Origin of the sequence: Pseudomonas paralactis (assembly GCF_001439735.1) — a bacterium.
GTDB classification, from domain to species: Bacteria; Pseudomonadota; Gammaproteobacteria; order Pseudomonadales; family Pseudomonadaceae; genus Aquipseudomonas; species Aquipseudomonas paralactis.
The window spans coordinates 79,789-95,915 of sequence record NZ_JYLN01000001.1; the positions used below are offsets into that span (position 1 = coordinate 79,789).

The 16,127-nt window shown below is 61.5% G+C and carries 14 protein-coding genes; 7 read left to right on the forward strand and 7 right to left on the reverse strand.

Annotated elements, in window-relative coordinates:
- Nucleotides 1-22 precede the first annotated feature (22 nt).
- The gene (locus TX23_RS00310) at nt 23-1,312 is read left to right on the forward strand and encodes a protein kinase (protein ID WP_057700519.1); all 1,290 of its coding nucleotides are present in this window, start codon (nt 23-25) and stop codon (nt 1,310-1,312) included.
- Nucleotides 1,313-1,445: 133 nt separating this feature from the next.
- Here the strand turns inward: TX23_RS00310 and TX23_RS00315 are convergent, their stop codons facing one another.
- Nucleotides 1,446-2,153 carry a YebC/PmpR family DNA-binding transcriptional regulator gene (locus TX23_RS00315; RefSeq protein ID WP_057700520.1) on the reverse strand — a complete coding sequence of 236 codons (708 nt, stop codon included), beginning with the start codon at nt 2,151-2,153 and terminating at the stop codon, nt 1,446-1,448.
- A gap of 109 nt (nt 2,154-2,262) precedes the next feature.
- Nucleotides 2,263-3,588 carry an MFS transporter gene (locus TX23_RS00320; RefSeq protein ID WP_057700521.1) on the reverse strand — a complete coding sequence of 442 codons (1,326 nt, stop codon included), beginning with the start codon at nt 3,586-3,588 and terminating at the stop codon, nt 2,263-2,265.
- 258 nt (nt 3,589-3,846) lie between these two features.
- Between TX23_RS00320 and TX23_RS00325 the strand changes: the two genes are divergently transcribed.
- On the forward strand, nt 3,847-4,737 hold the full coding sequence (locus TX23_RS00325) for a LysR substrate-binding domain-containing protein (protein ID WP_057700522.1): 891 nt from the start codon (nt 3,847-3,849) through the stop codon (nt 4,735-4,737).
- On the opposite strand, the gene TX23_RS00330 is transcribed toward TX23_RS00325, so the two are convergent.
- Nucleotides 4,713-5,567 (reverse strand): LysR substrate-binding domain-containing protein, encoded by an 855-nt coding sequence (locus tag TX23_RS00330; RefSeq protein WP_057700523.1) that lies wholly within the window; start codon nt 5,565-5,567, stop codon nt 4,713-4,715. The genes TX23_RS00325 and TX23_RS00330 overlap by 25 nt on opposite strands.
- A gap of 111 nt (nt 5,568-5,678) precedes the next feature.
- On the opposite strand from TX23_RS00330, the gene TX23_RS00335 reads away from it, so the two are divergent.
- From TX23_RS00335 to TX23_RS00345, 3 genes are all read left to right on the forward strand, one after another.
- Nucleotides 5,679-6,803: a 2-aminoethylphosphonate--pyruvate transaminase gene (locus TX23_RS00335; RefSeq protein WP_057700524.1), complete on the forward strand. Its 1,125-nt coding sequence runs from the start codon at nt 5,679-5,681 to the stop codon at nt 6,801-6,803.
- A 96-nt stretch (nt 6,804-6,899) separates the two neighbouring features.
- Entirely contained in the window at nt 6,900-7,727 is an 828-nt protein-coding gene (gene phnX / locus TX23_RS00340; protein ID WP_057700525.1) for a phosphonoacetaldehyde hydrolase, read from the forward strand.
- 114 nt (nt 7,728-7,841) lie between these two features.
- The gene (locus TX23_RS00345) at nt 7,842-8,402 is read left to right on the forward strand and encodes a cytochrome b (RefSeq protein WP_057700526.1); all 561 of its coding nucleotides are present in this window, start codon (nt 7,842-7,844) and stop codon (nt 8,400-8,402) included.
- A gap of 106 nt (nt 8,403-8,508) precedes the next feature.
- On the opposite strand, the gene TX23_RS00350 is transcribed toward TX23_RS00345, so the two are convergent.
- Together TX23_RS00350 and TX23_RS00355 are read right to left on the reverse strand one after the other, a co-directional pair.
- On the reverse strand, nt 8,509-9,396 hold the full coding sequence (locus tag TX23_RS00350; RefSeq protein WP_057700527.1) for a 1-aminocyclopropane-1-carboxylate deaminase/D-cysteine desulfhydrase: 888 nt from the start codon (nt 9,394-9,396) through the stop codon (nt 8,509-8,511).
- A 57-nt stretch (nt 9,397-9,453) separates the two neighbouring features.
- Entirely contained in the window at nt 9,454-11,493 is a 2,040-nt protein-coding gene (locus TX23_RS00355) for an NADPH-dependent 2,4-dienoyl-CoA reductase (protein WP_057700528.1), read from the reverse strand.
- Nucleotides 11,494-11,704: 211 nt separating this feature from the next.
- Between TX23_RS00355 and TX23_RS00360 the strand changes: the two genes are divergently transcribed.
- Together TX23_RS00360 and TX23_RS00365 are read left to right on the forward strand one after the other, a co-directional pair.
- Nucleotides 11,705-12,835 carry a carbon-nitrogen hydrolase family protein gene (locus tag TX23_RS00360; protein ID WP_057700529.1) on the forward strand — a complete coding sequence of 377 codons (1,131 nt, stop codon included), beginning with the start codon at nt 11,705-11,707 and terminating at the stop codon, nt 12,833-12,835.
- 3 nt (nt 12,836-12,838) lie between these two features.
- Nucleotides 12,839-13,873 (forward strand): AraC family transcriptional regulator, encoded by a 1,035-nt coding sequence (locus tag TX23_RS00365; protein ID WP_057700530.1) that lies wholly within the window; start codon nt 12,839-12,841, stop codon nt 13,871-13,873.
- Between the two features lie 368 nt (nt 13,874-14,241).
- Here TX23_RS00365 and TX23_RS00370 read toward each other — a convergent pair whose 3' ends face one another.
- Together TX23_RS00370 and TX23_RS00375 are read right to left on the reverse strand one after the other, a co-directional pair.
- On the reverse strand, nt 14,242-15,033 hold the full coding sequence (locus tag TX23_RS00370; protein WP_057700531.1) for a DUF2242 domain-containing protein: 792 nt from the start codon (nt 15,031-15,033) through the stop codon (nt 14,242-14,244).
- A gap of 83 nt (nt 15,034-15,116) precedes the next feature.
- The gene (locus tag TX23_RS00375; protein ID WP_057700532.1) at nt 15,117-16,022 is read right to left on the reverse strand and encodes a LysR family transcriptional regulator; all 906 of its coding nucleotides are present in this window, start codon (nt 16,020-16,022) and stop codon (nt 15,117-15,119) included.
- Between the last annotated feature and the right edge of the window lie 105 nt (nt 16,023-16,127).

The window sequence follows — 16,127 nt, forward strand, 5'->3', positions numbered from 1 at the left end:
CCTTCCGAGTGCCGCGCTGTTCATGAATACCCTCGCCCAACTCAAGGCCGGCCATTTGGCCGGTGCCAAGCGCCTGGACCTGGCCTGCGGGCTGACCGAATTCCCCCGGGAAATCTTCGACCTGGCCGACTCCCTGGAAACCCTCAACCTCACCGGCAACGCCCTGAGCAGCCTGCCCGACGACCTGCACCGTCTGACGCACCTGCGGGTGTTGTTCTGTTCGGACAATGCCTTTACCGAGCTGCCAGCGTGCCTGGGCCAGTGCGCGAAGCTGAGCATGATCGGTTTCAAGGCCAACCAGATCAGCCGCGTGCCCGCCGCCGCCCTGCCGCCCCAGTTGCGCTGGCTGATCCTCACCGATAACTGCATCAGCCAATTGCCCGATGAGCTGGGCCAGCGCCCGCTGCTGCAAAAGTTGATGTTGGCCGGTAACCAGTTGACCGACCTGCCGCCAAGCCTGGCCCAGTGCCAAAACCTGGAGTTGATCCGTATCGCCTCCAATCGCCTCACTCATCTGCCGCAGTGGCTGCTGACCCTGCCGAGCCTGACCTGGCTGGCCTACGCCGGTAACCCGGTGGAAATGGCCGTGCAGGTGAGCAGTGATGAGGCGACGCCGAACATCGCCTGGCAGGAACTGGACATGGGCGAAGTCCTTGGCGAAGGCGCTTCGGGGATTATTCGCAAGGCACTGTGGAAACCCCAGGCGTTGCCGGTCGCGGTCAAGCTGTACAAGGGCACCATCACCAGCGACGGTTCACCGCTGCATGAAATGCAAGCCTGCATCGCTGCCGGTCTGCATCCCAACCTGATCAAGGTTGAAGGACGCGTCGTCGGCCATCCCGATAACCAGGCCGCCCTGGTGATGGACCTGATCGACCCGAGTTACCGCAACCTCGCGGCCCTGCCGAGCCTGGCGTCGTGCACGCGGGATGTCTACGCACCCACCACCCGTTTCAGCCTGGACGTGGCACTGCGCATGGCGCGGGGCATTGCTTCGGTGGCGGCGCACCTGCATCGGCACGGCATTACCCATGGTGACCTGTATGGTCACAATATTTTGTGGAACGCAGCAGGTGATTGCTTGCTGGGAGACTTTGGCGCGGCGTCCTTCCATGCCACGACGGACACGCTTGAAACCCGTGCGTTGCAGCGTATTGAAGTGCGCGCGTTCGGGGTGCTGCTGGGGGAGTTGTTGGAGCGGGTTGAGGCCAGTGACGAAAGCTTGCAGGCACTGCAACAACGCTGCTGCCAGCCGGATGTGCTGACGCGACCGAGCTTCGAAGAGATCAAAGCCTTGCTGCACGCTATCTAACTGTAGGAGCGAGCTCGCTCGCGAAAAACTCACCGGCGCTGCGCTTATTCAGGATGCACGCGTTATCGTTGACGTTTTTCGCGAGCAAGCTCGCTCCTACAAGGCCATTTGACCGCGTGTACTCAGATAGAAATCAGCCCGCCAGGCCGACGAACATATCCTGCACATCATCATGGTTGTCCAGGCCTTCCAGGAACGCCTCGACTTCAGCCATCTGCTCATCGGACAAACCACTGACCGGGTTCTTCGACAGGTAGCCCAGCTTGGCCGACAGCACGGTGAACCCTTGCTCCGGCAAGGCTTTCTGCACAGCATCCAGGTCGGTGGTTTCGGTGATGAACAGGGTGGTGCCCTCTTCTTCGCCGTCTTCAAAATCCTGGGCGCCGGCTTCGATGGCGGCCATTTCCGGATCAGCGTCCGGGGTGTCCGGCGAGGCTTCGATCAGACCGACGTGGTTAAAATCCCAGGCCACCGAACCGGAAGCGCCCAATTGGCCCTTGCGGAACGCCACGCGGATTTCCGCCACGGTGCGGTTGATGTTGTCGGTGACGCATTCGACGATCAGGGGCACCTGATGCGGGGCAAACCCTTCGTAGGTCACGCGGTGATATTGCACGGTTTCACCGAGCAGACCGGCGCCCTTCTTGATCGCACGATCCAGGGTTTCCTTGGGCATCGAGGCCTTCTTGGCCTGCTCGACCACCAGGCGCAGGTGCGCGTTGGTCGCGGTATCGGCGCCATTGCGGGCGGCGATGGTGATTTCTTTCACCAGCTTGCCGAAAATCTTGCCCTTGGCGTTGGCTGCCGCTTCTTTATGTTTGACTTTCCACTGTGCGCCCATGACTCACTCTCTTATTCCCGTCGCGCCGAAACGTCTACTGGCCGGCGCTTTGGGGGCAGAGTTTATAGCGCAAGAACACGCTAATCCACCAAAAAACCGGCCAGACACCTCAGGTGCGCAGGGGTTTGATGCTGGCACTGCGATCCGGTATGAAGTCCCCCACCTGGGCCAGAACAGCGGGCCTGGCGTTCCAGTAGGGCATCAACACCAGTGAAGAAAACAGCGCCGCGCCGGCAAACACAATAAACACCGTGACGGTATCGAAGTAGCCCGGCAGCAGGCCGCCAAGGATCGCGCCCACCGACCCGCAACCATTCACAAACCCGGCCGCCGTGGCACCGGCCCTGGCAGTGCCGAAATCAATGGCAGCGGTGCTGCTGATCATCGAGTCCGGGCCGTACAGGGTCAGGCCCATGACAAACAGCAAGGCCATCACCAGCACCACACTGCCGGTGTGCAGCGCGCCCATGAACAACGCCAGGGCCACGGTCAACGCCAAAAGGCTCAGCACACAGGCCGGCATCCGCCGGGCGCCGAACAGTTTGTCGGAAGCCAGACCGATCAGTACCGGCCCGAGCAAACCGGCCAACTCAAACGCGGTGGGCACGATGGCCGCGCCGACCTTGCCCACCGACGGCATCTGTTCGTAGACGATCACCGGCCCCCACAACAAAATCGCGTAGCGCGCCGGCTTGAGCAGGAAGTACGCAAGCCCCAGCGTCAACACCGTGCGGTTGCGCAGAATGGCGCGCAACGGTTCGAGCACACTGACGCGCTTTTCAGCAGCAGCCTCTTCGGCACTCAAGACCGGCTCGGGCTCCACCGCCGGCAAGCCCACATCCTGCGGGGTATTGCGCTGGAACATAAAGAACAGCACGGCCACCACCGCTACCACCGCAGCGCTGGAAATAAACGCCGCGTGCCAGCTACCGATCAGCGTATAGGCCCACCATCCGGCAAACGGTGAAGCCACGAGGCCGCCAAAGGCATAACACGAACTCCACAGCCCCAACACCCGACCCCGCTGCTGAGCCGGGAAGAAACTACCGAGGTTTTTGCACAACCCCGACCAGCCGGTGGACTGCGCCAATCCCTGGATCAACATGCAAGTGATAAAGATCGGCAAGGTGGCAAACGTGCCCATTACCAGCGCGGCGGCGGCAGAAATCAGCAAGCCGCCAAGCACCACTACCCGTGGCCCGAAGCGGTCGGCGAGCATACCCCAAGTGAACTGGCCCACGGCGTACGCCGCGAGATACAGGCCATCCAGGTTGGCCATCATCATTTTATCGAGGGGGAAGCTGGGGTCGTCGCCGATTCCCAGTTTCGCCACCGAGAAGGCTTTGCGGGTGAAATAGAACGCGGCGTACGCCAGCCAGGTGATGGCGAAAATCTGCACGCGCCAACGCTTGATGCTACCCATAGGGATATTCATGGTGGTTCTGACCTCAGATGTGAGTGTGCCGGCAGAATCGAAAGAAAACGCCTGTTTTTTTTATGGTTGAGCACTGCAATACCGGGCCTGGGAGGGCACGGTATTGGTCAGATGAACGCGGTTTGCCTGCGCCCATGGTCACCGAGGTTGTAGGACTCAACCTACGGCGACTGAGGTGCATCAAAGCAATGGCTGACTAATAGGTAAAATCGATTTATCGTATTTCAAATATAAGTTCAGCTTGTAAGAGGACGCGCCATGTCGGTTTCCCATGCCCAGCTCAAAGCCTTCCATGCAGTGGCCGTGCACGGCAGTTTTACCGGCGCCGCCGAGCGCCTGTTCCTGACCCAGCCTGCCATTTCCGACCAGGTGCGCAAACTCGAAGAGCGCTTCGGCGTGTTGCTGTTTCACCGCAACAAACGTTCGGTCCGCCTGACCGACCTGGGTGAACGCCTGCTGGGCATTACTCAGCGCCTGTTTGTGATCGAGGCGCAGGCCGAAGAATTACTGCAGGACTCCCGCGCCCTGCTGACTGGCACCCTGACCCTGGCGGTGGATGCCCCTGTGCACGTGTTGCCGCAGATTGCACGGTTCTGCCGGTTGTACCCGGGGATCAGCGTGAAGATCGAAACCGGCAACACCGATGAATCGTTGTTGCGCCTGTACAACTACCAGGCCGATCTGGCGCTGTTGGGCCGCGATGTCGACGATGCACGCCTGCTGTCGCTGCCATTGCCTGACGACCAACTGTTGGCGTTTGTCGCCCGCAATCATCCCTGGGCCGGGCGCGAGTCCATCTGCCTGGCCGACCTTGATGACACGCCGTTGGTACTGCGGGAAATCGGCTCGGTGACCCGTCAGACCCTGGAGCAGGAAATGCGCCAGGCCGGCCTGCGCATTCGCCCGGCGATCCAGGTGGAAGGCCGCGAAGCCGCACGTGAAGCGGTGGTGGTGGGCATTGGCGTGGGCGTGGTATCGGCGGCAGAGTTGGGCGCCGACGCACGGGTGTACGCCATGCCGATCCGCGATTGCACCCAGCGCATGAAAGAAACCCTGGTGTGCCTGAAAGAACAGAGCTCACGCCGCGTGGTGGCAAGCTTTTTGGAGATCGTGCGTGACAGCCTTCACGCCAACTCGAAAAAGGCCTGAATCAAGCGCAGCGAACGACGCCGCTCCATGCAGCCAAGCGTGTGCCGGTTCAGCAGGCCATCGCCGAGGATCGGCACAGCGTGCACCCGCGGGTCCGGGCTGACCTCCATCGACGACACCACCCCTACCCCCAATTCGGCCGCGACCGCCTCGGTTACGGCTTCACGGCTGTCCAGTTCCAGCAGCACCTTGGGCTGTACGTTCGCCGCCAGGCACGCGTCATCGAATGTGCGCCGGGTAATGGAGCTGGGCTCACGCAGCACCATGATCACCTCATGCAGCTGCGCCAGTTCAATCCCGTCAGGCTGCTTTGTCCACGGATGCGCTGCCGGCACCAGAGCGCAAATCCGTGACTCGTCCAGAGGTTGCAGGTGCAGGCCATTGCGCGGCTCCACCTCGGTGAGCACGGCCACATCGGCATGTTCGGACAGCAGCGCCGCCAGGGTTTCCTGGGCATTGCCCAGGCGCAGGTTCACGGTAATGCCCGGGTAGCGCGAGCGCAGGCTGGCGATCATCGGCATCACCAGGTGCGGGCCATCCGCGGCCACTTCCAGGCGCCCGGTGAGCAACTGGCGGTTGGCCTCCAGTATGGTCTGCGCTTCATCGACCAGGCCGAAGATGGCCCGGGTGATGGCCGCCAGGCGTGCGCCCTCTTCGGTCAACTCCACGCGCCGGGCGGTACGGCGCAACAGCGCAATCTGATAATGCTCTTCAAGCGCCTTGATATGCCCGGTCACCGCCGGCTGGCTGATGAACAGCCGCGCCGCAGCACGGGTAAAACTGCCCTCGCGGGCCACGGCATCGAATGCACGCAGTTGGAACAGGTTCATAGCTATCGGCCTCACTGATAGCTCGCATAACAACAAACAATTTGATTGATAACAAGCCAAACTGCAATTTAGGCGCCGTAGCTTCAACCCCGACCCTTGCGAGGATTTGAGATGACCACTGCCGCGCCGATCCTGTTGACCCCTGGCCCCCTGACCACTTCGCCCCGCACCCGTCAGGCGATGATGGTGGATTGGGGGTCATGGGATGATCGCTTCAACCAGCTCACCGCCAGCGCCTGCGCGCAACTGCTGGCCATCCTCAATGCTGCCGACAGCCACCATTGCGTGCCATTGCAAGGCAGCGGCACCTTCGCCGTCGAAGCCGCCATCGGCACGCTGGTCCCGCGCAATGGCAAGGTGTTGGTGTTGATCAACGGCGCCTACGGCAAGCGCCTGGCGAAAATCTGCGAGGTGCTTGGCCGCGAATTCAGCACCTTTGAAACCGCCGAAGACGAGCCCACCACCGCTGCCGATGTAGATCGCCTGCTGCAGGCCGACAGCGCCATCACCCATGTGGCGCTGATCCATTGCGAAACCAGTACCGGGATTCTCAACCCACTGCCGCAGATTGCCCAGGTCGTCCAGAATCACGGCAAGCGCCTGATCATCGATGCCATGAGTTCTTTCGGCGCGCTGGCGATTGATGCTCGCGAAGTGCCGTTCGAGGCGCTGATCGCCGCCTCGGGCAAATGCCTGGAAGGCGTACCGGGCATGGGCTTTGTCTTTGCCGAAAAAGCTGCGCTGGCCGCGTCCCAGGACAACTGCCACTCACTGGCGATGGACCTGTTCGACCAGCACACCTATATGGCCAAGACCGGACAATGGCGTTTCACCCCACCGACCCACGTCGTCGCGGCCCTGCATGAAGCGTTGCTGCAATACGCCGAAGAAGGCGGCCTGCCCGCCCGTCATCAACGCTACGCCGACAACTGTCAGGCACTGCTGGACGGCATGGCTGCGCTGGGCCTGCGCAGTTTCCTGCCGGCGGCGATCCAGGCGCCGATCATCGTCACCTTCCACGCACCAAAAGACCCACGCTACCAGTTCAAGGACTTCTACGAACGGGTCAAGGCCAAGGGTTTCATCCTTTACCCCGGCAAGCTGACCCAGGTGGAAACCTTTCGCGTGGGCTGCATCGGCCATGTCGATGCGGCCGGTATGCAGGCGGCGGTCAAGGCTATCGCCGACGTGCTGCAAGAAATGTGTAGGAGCGAGCTTGCTCGCGAAGACCGTTAACGATGACACGGGCATTCTGATTCAACGCGATGCCCGGGAGTTTTTCGCGAGCAAGCTCGCTCCTACATGAATTTCATTACCCACAGGACCTGAACCATGAACTATCAAAACCCCAACACCCTCCAGGCCGTTATCCTCGACTGGGCCGGCACCGTGGTCGACTTCGGCTCCTTCGCCCCCACGCAGATCTTTGTCGAGGCGTTTGCCGAGTTCGACGTGCAAGTCTCTATCGAAGAAGCCCGTGGCCCTATGGGCATGGGCAAGTGGGACCATATCCGCACCCTGTGCGATCAGCCGCTCGTTGCCGAGCGCTACCGCAAGGCCTTCGGCCGCACACCGACCGATGATGACGTGACCGCCATCTACCAGCGTTTCATGCCGCTGCAAATCGAGAAGATCGCCGAACACTCAGCCCTGATCCCCGGCGCCCTCGACACCCTGGCCGGTGTACGCGCGCAAGGCATCAAGATCGGCTCCTGCTCCGGCTATCCCAAGCAGGTGATGGACAAGGTCGTCGCCCTGGCCGCCACCAACGGCTATGTCGCCGACCACGTGGTCGCTACCGACGAAGTCCCCAACGGCCGCCCTTGGCCGGCCCAGGCTCTGGCCAATGTGATTGCCCTGGGCATTGATGATGTAGCGGCGTGCGTGAAGGTCGACGACACCGTGCCGGGTATTCTTGAGGGCCGTCGTGCCGGGATGTGGACCGTCGCGCTGACCTGTTCGGGCAACGCCCTGGGCCTGACCTATGAGCAATTCCGTGCCCTGGACAGCGCCACACTGGCCAGCGAGCGCCGGCGCATCGAAACGATGTTCGAAGGCTCGCGCCCGCACTACCTGATCGACACCATCACCGACCTGCCGAAGGTCATCGCCGACATCAATGCCCGCCTGGCACGCGGGGAAATGCCGCAAAGCTACTGACCAGGATCAAGGCAACGGCATTGGCAACGAGCGAAACGCTTAAAACGGGCATACAGTTAACGTACTCCGTCGCTAAAGAGCGGAGGTATGCCCTGATGAGTGAGGAACACAGCAATGCCGTGGAAAAATTCCGATACGCGCTACAGCACCATGTCGATTGCGTTGCACTGGTTGATGGTGGTGCTGCTGGCGGTGGTCTACGCCTGCATTGAGTTACGCGGGCAATTCCCCAAAGGCAGCGGTGCGCGCACGCTGATTGTGGAAATGCACTTTATGCTCGGCCTTACCGTGTTTGTGCTGGTATGGCTTCGCCTGTTCGCACGCAGCCTGGGGGTGGCGCCGAAGATCGTGCCGACACCGCCGCAATGGCAGAGCCTGCTGGCGAAGCTGATGCATTGGGCGCTGTATGCGTTGATGATCGGGCTGCCGATTGCCGGTTGGTTGATCGTCAGCGCCAAAGGGCATTCGGTGATGTTCTATGGGATCGAATTGCCGCCGCTGATTGCAGAAAACAAGGCGCTGGCCGAGGAGATTGAAGGCTGGCATGTGCTGTTCGCCCAGGTCGGTTATTGGTTGATCGGCCTGCATGCACTGGCGGGGATCTTTCATCATTATGTGGTGCGCGATAACACTGCTTTGCGCATGATGCCGCGCAGGCACAAGCCCGCCAACTGATAGCCGATACCTGTAGGAGCGAGCTTGCTCGCGAAAAACCCAAGGGCGCCACGTGCATTCAGGCTACCCGCGTCATAGTTGACGTTGTTCGCGAGCAAGCCCGCTCCTACAGGAAGCCTCGGCGGCCTTGCAGGCCGCCGGTGTGGATGAAGATCAGGCGGGTGCCGGGGGTGAAGCGTCCGGCCTCGATCTGTTGCTTCAATGCCAGCAATGCCTTGCCGGTATAGAGCGGCTCCAGCGGCAACCCGCAGGCCTGTTCGGTGTGCTGGATAAAATCGAGCAGCAGCGGATCGACCCTGGCAAAGCCACCTCGGCTGGCGTCCAGCAATTCATAGCCACCCTGTACCATCGCACTCACATTCTGCGCCACGCCATGATCATCCGGCACCGCCATGGCGCCGTACACCGGATGCGCGCTCGCCTCCGCCAGCACCAACCCGGCCAGGGTAGTACCGGTGCCCGCCGCCAGCCACCATGCGTCGTAATCCGTCCAACCGAGGTGACTCAACTGCGCTCGCGCCTGCGCCACCAACACCCCACAGCCCTGCGCACCGGCCAGCCCACCACCGCCTTCGGGAATCGGATAAAGGTCGGGATACTGCTCGCGCCAGGGCAGCCAGAAACCCGGCTCATGCCGCGCCCGATAACCGCCGTAGCCCAGCCAATGCAGCTGCATCCCGAAGGCCTTGAGGTCAAGCACGGTGGGCGTGTCTTGGGGATGGCCGCGCAGCAGGCCGACCGTGGGAAAATCAAAGCGTTTGCCCGCCGCTGCCAGTGCGTGCAGATGGTTGGAGTAAGCCCCGCCGAGGCTGATCACGCCCTTGGCGCCGGCCGCTTGGGCCTCAGCCAGGTGTTCGGTCAGCTTGAACCATTTGTTGCCGCTGATCAGCGGGTCGATACGGTCCAGGCGCAGCACAGCCAACTCGATCCCGTTCAGCCAATCGAGCTGCAAAGGTTCAAGGGGCGCATGAGGCAGCCAATCGAAAGGGCCCATCGGCAGGTATCTGAATGAGAAAGGGGCGGCAAGTCTAACACCGCCCCTGGTATCGCCTTACAACTCGGCAGCCAGGCGCGAGCCCTGGTTGATGGCGCGCTTGGCGTCCAGCTCGGCCGCCACATCGGCGCCGCCAATCAGGTGCACGTTCTGGCCGGCAGCGACCAGGCCATCATGCAGTTCGCGCAGCGGGTCCTGGCCGGCGCAGATGACGATATTATCCACCGCCAGCACCTGCGGTTCGCCCTCGGCGCCGATGCGGATATGCAAGCCTTCATCGTCGATCTTCAAATACTCGACGCTGTTGAGCATTTGCACCTGCTTGTTCTTCAAGCCGGTACGGTGGATCCAGCCGGTAGTCTTGCCCAGGCCGTCGCCCACTTTGGAGGCCTTGCGTTGCAGCAGGAACACTTCACGGGCCGGCGCATGGCGCTCGGGTTTGATTCCGGCCACGCCGCCACGCGCTTCCAACCGGGTATCGATGCCCCATTCTTTCCAGAACGCTTCGCGATCCAGGCTGGTGGACACGCCTTGGTGGACGAGAAATTCCGATACGTCAAAACCAATACCGCCCGCGCCGATCACCGCTACACGCTTGCCGACCGGTTTGCGCTCCAGGATCACGTCCAGGTAACTCAACACCTTGGCGTTCTCGACGCCCGGGATCGCCGGGGTACGCGGTGCAATACCGGTGGCCAGGATCACCTCGTCATAAGCGCCGGCCACCAGTTGCTCAACGCCCACACGGGTGTTGAGGCACAGCTCTACATGAGTGGTCTGCAATTTGCGCTTGAAGTAACGCAGGGTTTCGAAAAACTCTTCCTTGCCCGGCACACGCTTGGCGATATTGAACTGGCCGCCGATCTCGCTGGCGGAATCGAACAAGGTCACCTGATGCCCGCGCTCGGCCGCCACGGTGGCCGCCGCCAGGCCAGCAGGGCCGGCACCGACCACCGCGATTTTCTTGATCTGCTTGACGGGCAGGTAATTGAGCTCGGTTTCATAACAGGCACGCGGGTTGACCAGGCAGGTGGTCAGCTTGCCGCCAAAGGTGTGGTCCAGGCACGCCTGATTGCAGCCGATGCAGGTGTTGATTTCATCGGCACGCCCGGCTGCCGCCTTGTTGACGAACTCCGGGTCGGCCAGAAACGGGCGCGCCATCGAGACCATGTCGGCGTCGCCTTCGGCCAGGATCTGTTCGGCGATTTCCGGGGTGTTGATGCGGTTGGTGGTGATCAGCGGAATCTGCACCGCACCGCGCAATTTGGCGGTGACTTTGCTGAAGGCGCCACGGGGCACCTTGGTGGCGATGGTCGGGATCCGCGCTTCGTGCCAGCCGATACCGGTGTTGATAATCGTCGCGCCAGCCTGTTCGATGGCCTTGGCCAACTGCACGATTTCTTCCCAGACACTGCCACCTTCCACCAAATCAAGCATCGACAGGCGGAAGATAATGATGAAGTTCGGGCCGACGGCTTCGCGCACCCGGCGTACGATCTCCACCGCCAGGCGCATGCGGTTCTCAAAGCTGCCGCCCCAACGGTCGGTGCGATGGTTGGTCTGGGCGGCGAGGAACTGGTTAATGAAGTAGCCTTCCGAACCCATGATTTCCACACCGTCGTATTCGGCGGCCTGGGCCAGCAACGAACAGGTAACGAAATCCTGAATCTGCTTCTCGATGCCCTCCTCATCCAACTCCTTGGGCTTGAACGGGTTGATCGGCGCCTGGATCGCACTCGGTGCCACCTGCTTGGGGCTGTAGGCATAACGCCCGGCGTGGAGGATCTGCATGCAGATTTTGCCGCCCGCCTCGTGCACCGCCTGAGTGACGATCTTGTGCTTGCGCGCCTCTTCTTCAGTGGTCAGTTTGGCTGCCCCGGCGTATACACCGCCTTCATCATTCGGGCCAATGCCACCGGTGACCATCAGGCCCACGCCGCCACGGGCGCGCTCGGCAAAGTAAGCCGCCATGCGCTCGAAACCGCCGGGCTTTTCTTCCAGGCCGGTGTGCATCGAGCCCATCAGGGTACGGTTGCGCAAGGTGGTAAAACCCAGGTCCAACGGGGCCAGCAGGTGCGGGTAGGCAGCAGCGGTCATGGTACAGCTCCACAACGGATCATCACGGGACGTGGCGCACTCGAACGGCGTGCCATCGGTTTATGTCCCACAGACTAAGAGGCGGTGGACCACGGCTCAATGACTGAAACTGACAAGTTATTGATCCAAATGCACAGCGCCCCTTGGCAAGCCGCGCCATGGGCCCTACCCTAGTCGCGAACCCTGCACCCGGTCTGTTGTCTGTTGCCCCATGCGTAAACTTCTAGCGTTCACCGTCACCATGGCCCTGGTTGCCTCCCTCGCTGCGTATCTGGTCTGGACCCAGGAGCGCCCCGTGGCGCATTACCTGTCGGACCTGCGCATCACCCTCGCCGTCAATGAGGGCGAACCGGCCGATCGTGGCAACCTGCTCGGCATTCAACCGGAGCTGTTCCCTGCCGACTACCAAAGCCTGGAACGTCTGCATTTGAAGCTGTCGAGCTACCTGCAAAAGGCGCGCGACCAGGGCCTGATCAACGCCAGGACCATCGTGGTGTTGCCCGAACATATCGGCACCTGGCTGATGCTCAAGGGCGAAAAAAACGAGCTGTACCAGGCCACGCATTTGAAGGATGCGATGAACTGGCTGTCGGTCAGCAACCCATTGCAATTTGCTAAAGCCTGGATCAGCGCCACCGGCGACAACCGCATGGATGACGCCTACCTGCGCATGAAGGCCCCTGCCATGGCACGCGACTATCAAGTGGTGTTTGGCGGCCTGGCAAAAGAGTTTGGCGTAACCCTGGTGGCCGGCTCCATCGCCCTGCCCAACCCGAGCGTGATCCAGGGCCAGTTGGAGGTCGGTCACGGCGCGCTGTACAACGCCAGCGTGGTGTTTGCCGCCGACGGCTTGCCACTGGGCCAACCGCAGCGCCAGCTCTACCCGATCTATGATGAGCGTGGCTTTATCGAGCCGGGCGATGAGAATGTCGTCAGCGTGGTGGATACGCCTGCCGGGCGCCTGGGTACCCTGGTCGGCAGCGACAGCTGGTACCCGGACAACTACCGCAAGCTTAACGAGCACGGCGCGCAACTGATCGCAGTACCGGCCTTCGTCACCGGCCGCGACACCTGGGACCGTCCATGGCGTGGCTTCAAGAGCGTGTCGACGCCTTCTGAAGTCAGCCTCAAGCCTGAAGAAACCAGCGAAGGCGCCGCCTGGCGCCGCCTCACCCTGATCAGCCAGCAGCCCGTAAGCCAGGCCACGGCGGGCATGAGCGTATTTTTGCGTGGGCAGTTCTGGGACCTGGGCAGCGCCGGCCAGAGTTTTCTGAGCAGCAATGGGCAAGTATTCGCTGACGGCGATGCCCGTGGCGCGCGCCTGCTGAATATCTGGCTGTAGCCCTTGAAGCCGGTGCGCCTGGGGGATCTGTCGGTGGGCTTCGTGCACACCCTGGCCGACGCCATCCACAGCCACGGCCTGGACCCGCAACCGCTGCTGCTGCAATACGGCCTGGACCCGGCGCGCCTGGCTGAAGCCGGCGCCCGCCTGTCGATCCCGCGCTATATGCGCCTGGGCCACGCGGCTATTCAACTGACCGGCGACCCGAGCCTGGGCCTGCGCATGGGCCAACTCAGTCGCTTGAGCCAGGTCGGTCTGGCCGGTGTCACCGCCGCCCAGGCCCCCAATGTGCGCGAAGCGGCGCGCACGCTCACACGTTTTGAAGCACTGTACGGCTCCAACTATCGCGGGCAATCAAGCTTTCATGAAGATGCCGAAGGCGCGTGGCTGCGGTTCTACTCCATCAGTCCCTACAACGCCTATAACCGCTTTGTGGTCGACTCGATCATTGCCGGCTGGTTACAGCAACTGTCCAGCGTGGCGCAACAGCCGGTGCAGGCACAACGCATAGACATCGAATTCGACGCGCCGGATTACCAAGAACACTACAACGTGCTGGGAAGTGGCGTGGTGCACTTCGGCGCCGACGCCAATCAACTGCGTCTGAACCAACCGACTTTGGCGCTGCGCAACCCACAACACTGTCCAAGCACCTGGTATTTGTTGCTACAGCTGTGTGAAAGGGAATTGGAGCAGCTGACTCGCACCCGCAGCCTGCGCGAACGCATTACGCGGTTGCTCGGGCCGATGCTCAATGGCGGCCGTGAACCCGACCTGGAAGAAGTGGCGGCACGTTTGAAACTGCCAACCTGGACACTGCGGCGCAAACTGGCCGAGGAAGGCACGCAGTTTCGCGCGATTCTCAACGACACGCGCCGCGATCTGGCCCTGACTTATATACGCGATACGGAGCTGGCGTTCGGCGAAATCGCCTACCTGCTCGGTTTTGCTTCGGCCCAGGCCTTCCAGCGTGCCTTCAGGCGCTGGAACAACCAGACCCCAGGGGAATTTCGCCGCAGTCAGCGGCATTCCGCCTGAAGTCAGCTTTACAGCTCGGTGGCATCGTCGGCCGGATCCAGTGGATCCAGTTCGAACGCCTGGTACTCCAGCAGCTCTTCCTGGTAATCGTCCATGGTGGACTCCTTCTTCAAATGTAAGCGGTTGCAGATCAATGACCTGCGAACCCAGCTTAAAGTGCCGTCATGACGAAAAAAAGTCGATGTGATGACAGTCCTGCGCTTGAGGATTAAACGTCACTACGAAGGGAGGATTTAGTCAGGGGGAGCTTTTGAGCGCTAGAGCAGACAACCCACAACCTGTGGCGAGGGAGCAAGCTCTCTCGCCACAGTTACAATGTTCTGCCATCAGGCCTTGCCCCGATAGCGGCCTGTGGATGTCTATAAACCTTATTGGGCAGGTGCCGGCAACGGTGGAATCGCTTCCGTCGGCGCAGGCAAGGTCGGATCAGTCGTAGCGGGCGCCGCTGGAGCAGGCTCGGTCATCGGCGCAATCGGCGCAGCCTCAGGCGGCGGTGCAAGGGGCTGCGCAGCCGCCGGCACGACAGGTGCTTCCTTCGGCGCCTCGACCTGATCGGCTACCGGAGCAGCCTTGGGTTCAGGCACCCCCAGGTCAGCCTTGGGCTGCTCGGGTATATGCTCGGCCTGTTTGACCTCCTGCGGCAGGAACACATCTACCAGCGCAAAGTATCGCTCGTAGAACTTCGGCGCCGAGACGGTCTCGCTCGCGACTTTCACCATCGAGTCGTCGGTGGAGCCGATCGGCATCGACACCGAACCCAACACGCCCACGCCGAGGCTGGCGGAGTTGTTGACCTTCTTCAGCGCATAGCGGTCCTGCAAGGCGTTGGCAAACATCGTCGAGTGATTGCTGCCCTTGCCATCAGCGGCGCACACCACATTGAAACTGATCTGCAGATGGGTCTCGCCGGTCTGCTGGAAGCTCTTGTTGCCCGCCACCAGCTTTGGATCGCTGCTGGTAATGATGTAACCCTGGCTCAGCAGGGCCCGGCGCGCCGCTTCACACGCCGCTACATCGCTGACCGGGTAATCACGGGAAAACGTACCGGAATCGTCGAAATTCTCATGTTCATAGATAGCGGTCTTGGGTGACGAGCAGCCCGCGGCCCCCGCCAGCACCAGCGCCAACCCGAGGCTACGCAAGTGAAATGATGTCGACATTGAAAATCCTGTGGAAAACGGTCCGGACGGTATTGTGCAACAGAACACGACCTTGAAGCGCGCATTCCCGTCGGTAAAACATCTCAGGCTTGTGAGGCCGCGTCAGTAGGAAAAAGCCCGGCACACATATGGTCGATAAATACCCGTAGTTTGGCCGAGGCATGGCGACTGGCCGGCCACAGCAACCAGAAACTGCCGCGGTGTTCGAGATGCTCGTCCAGTACCCGCTGCAACTGCCCTTGCGCGACCGCCTGGTTGACCATGTAGTCCGGCAGGCACGCAATACCGAGACCGTCCTGAGCTACATGTTTGAGCGACTCAATGGTGCTGCTGACCAGCGGCGCGCGCAAGCTCGGCTCCGCCGCACCCGGAACCTGTCGCAGCGGCCAGGGTTCCAGTTTGCCGGAAGCACAGAATTTATGCCGCAGGCAGGCGTGACGACTCAAGTCCTGGGGCTGACGTGGCGTACCGTATTGGTCGAAATAGCCGGGCGTACCGACGAGCACCAATTGGTAATGCCCCAGATGACGTGCCATCAAGCGCGAGTCTTGCGGCTTGCCGGTGCGGATCACCGCGTCGAAGCCTTCATCGATGACGTCCACCATACGGTCGGAAAAATCCACGTCCAACTCGATATCCGGATAGGCACGCATAAAGCTACTGATCACCGGCATCAACAAACCTCGCACCTGGGGCACGCTGATACGCAGCTTGCCCCGTGGGGTAGCACTGGCCTCGCTCAATTCCAGCTCGGCTGCTTCCACTTCCGCCAGGATACGCCGCGAGCGTTCCAGCAACAGCGCGCCCTCACTGGTCAGGGTGATACTGCGGGTACTGCGATGAAACAGCCTGACGCCCAGGCGTTCTTCCATGCGTGCGATGCTTTTGCCTACGGCTGAGGATGACACGCCCAATACCCGCCCCGCCGCGGTAAAGCTGCGAGTTTGCGCGACTTGTACGAATACCGAGAGCCCGCTCAGACTGTCCACTCTGCTGCCTTGGTCGATTACGGACAAAAATGTCCGATAAGTTCGGTACCTTAGCCTGTTTTTCCGCGCGCCGCTGCCCCCTACCCTGCTTCCTTGCCCTTTAAG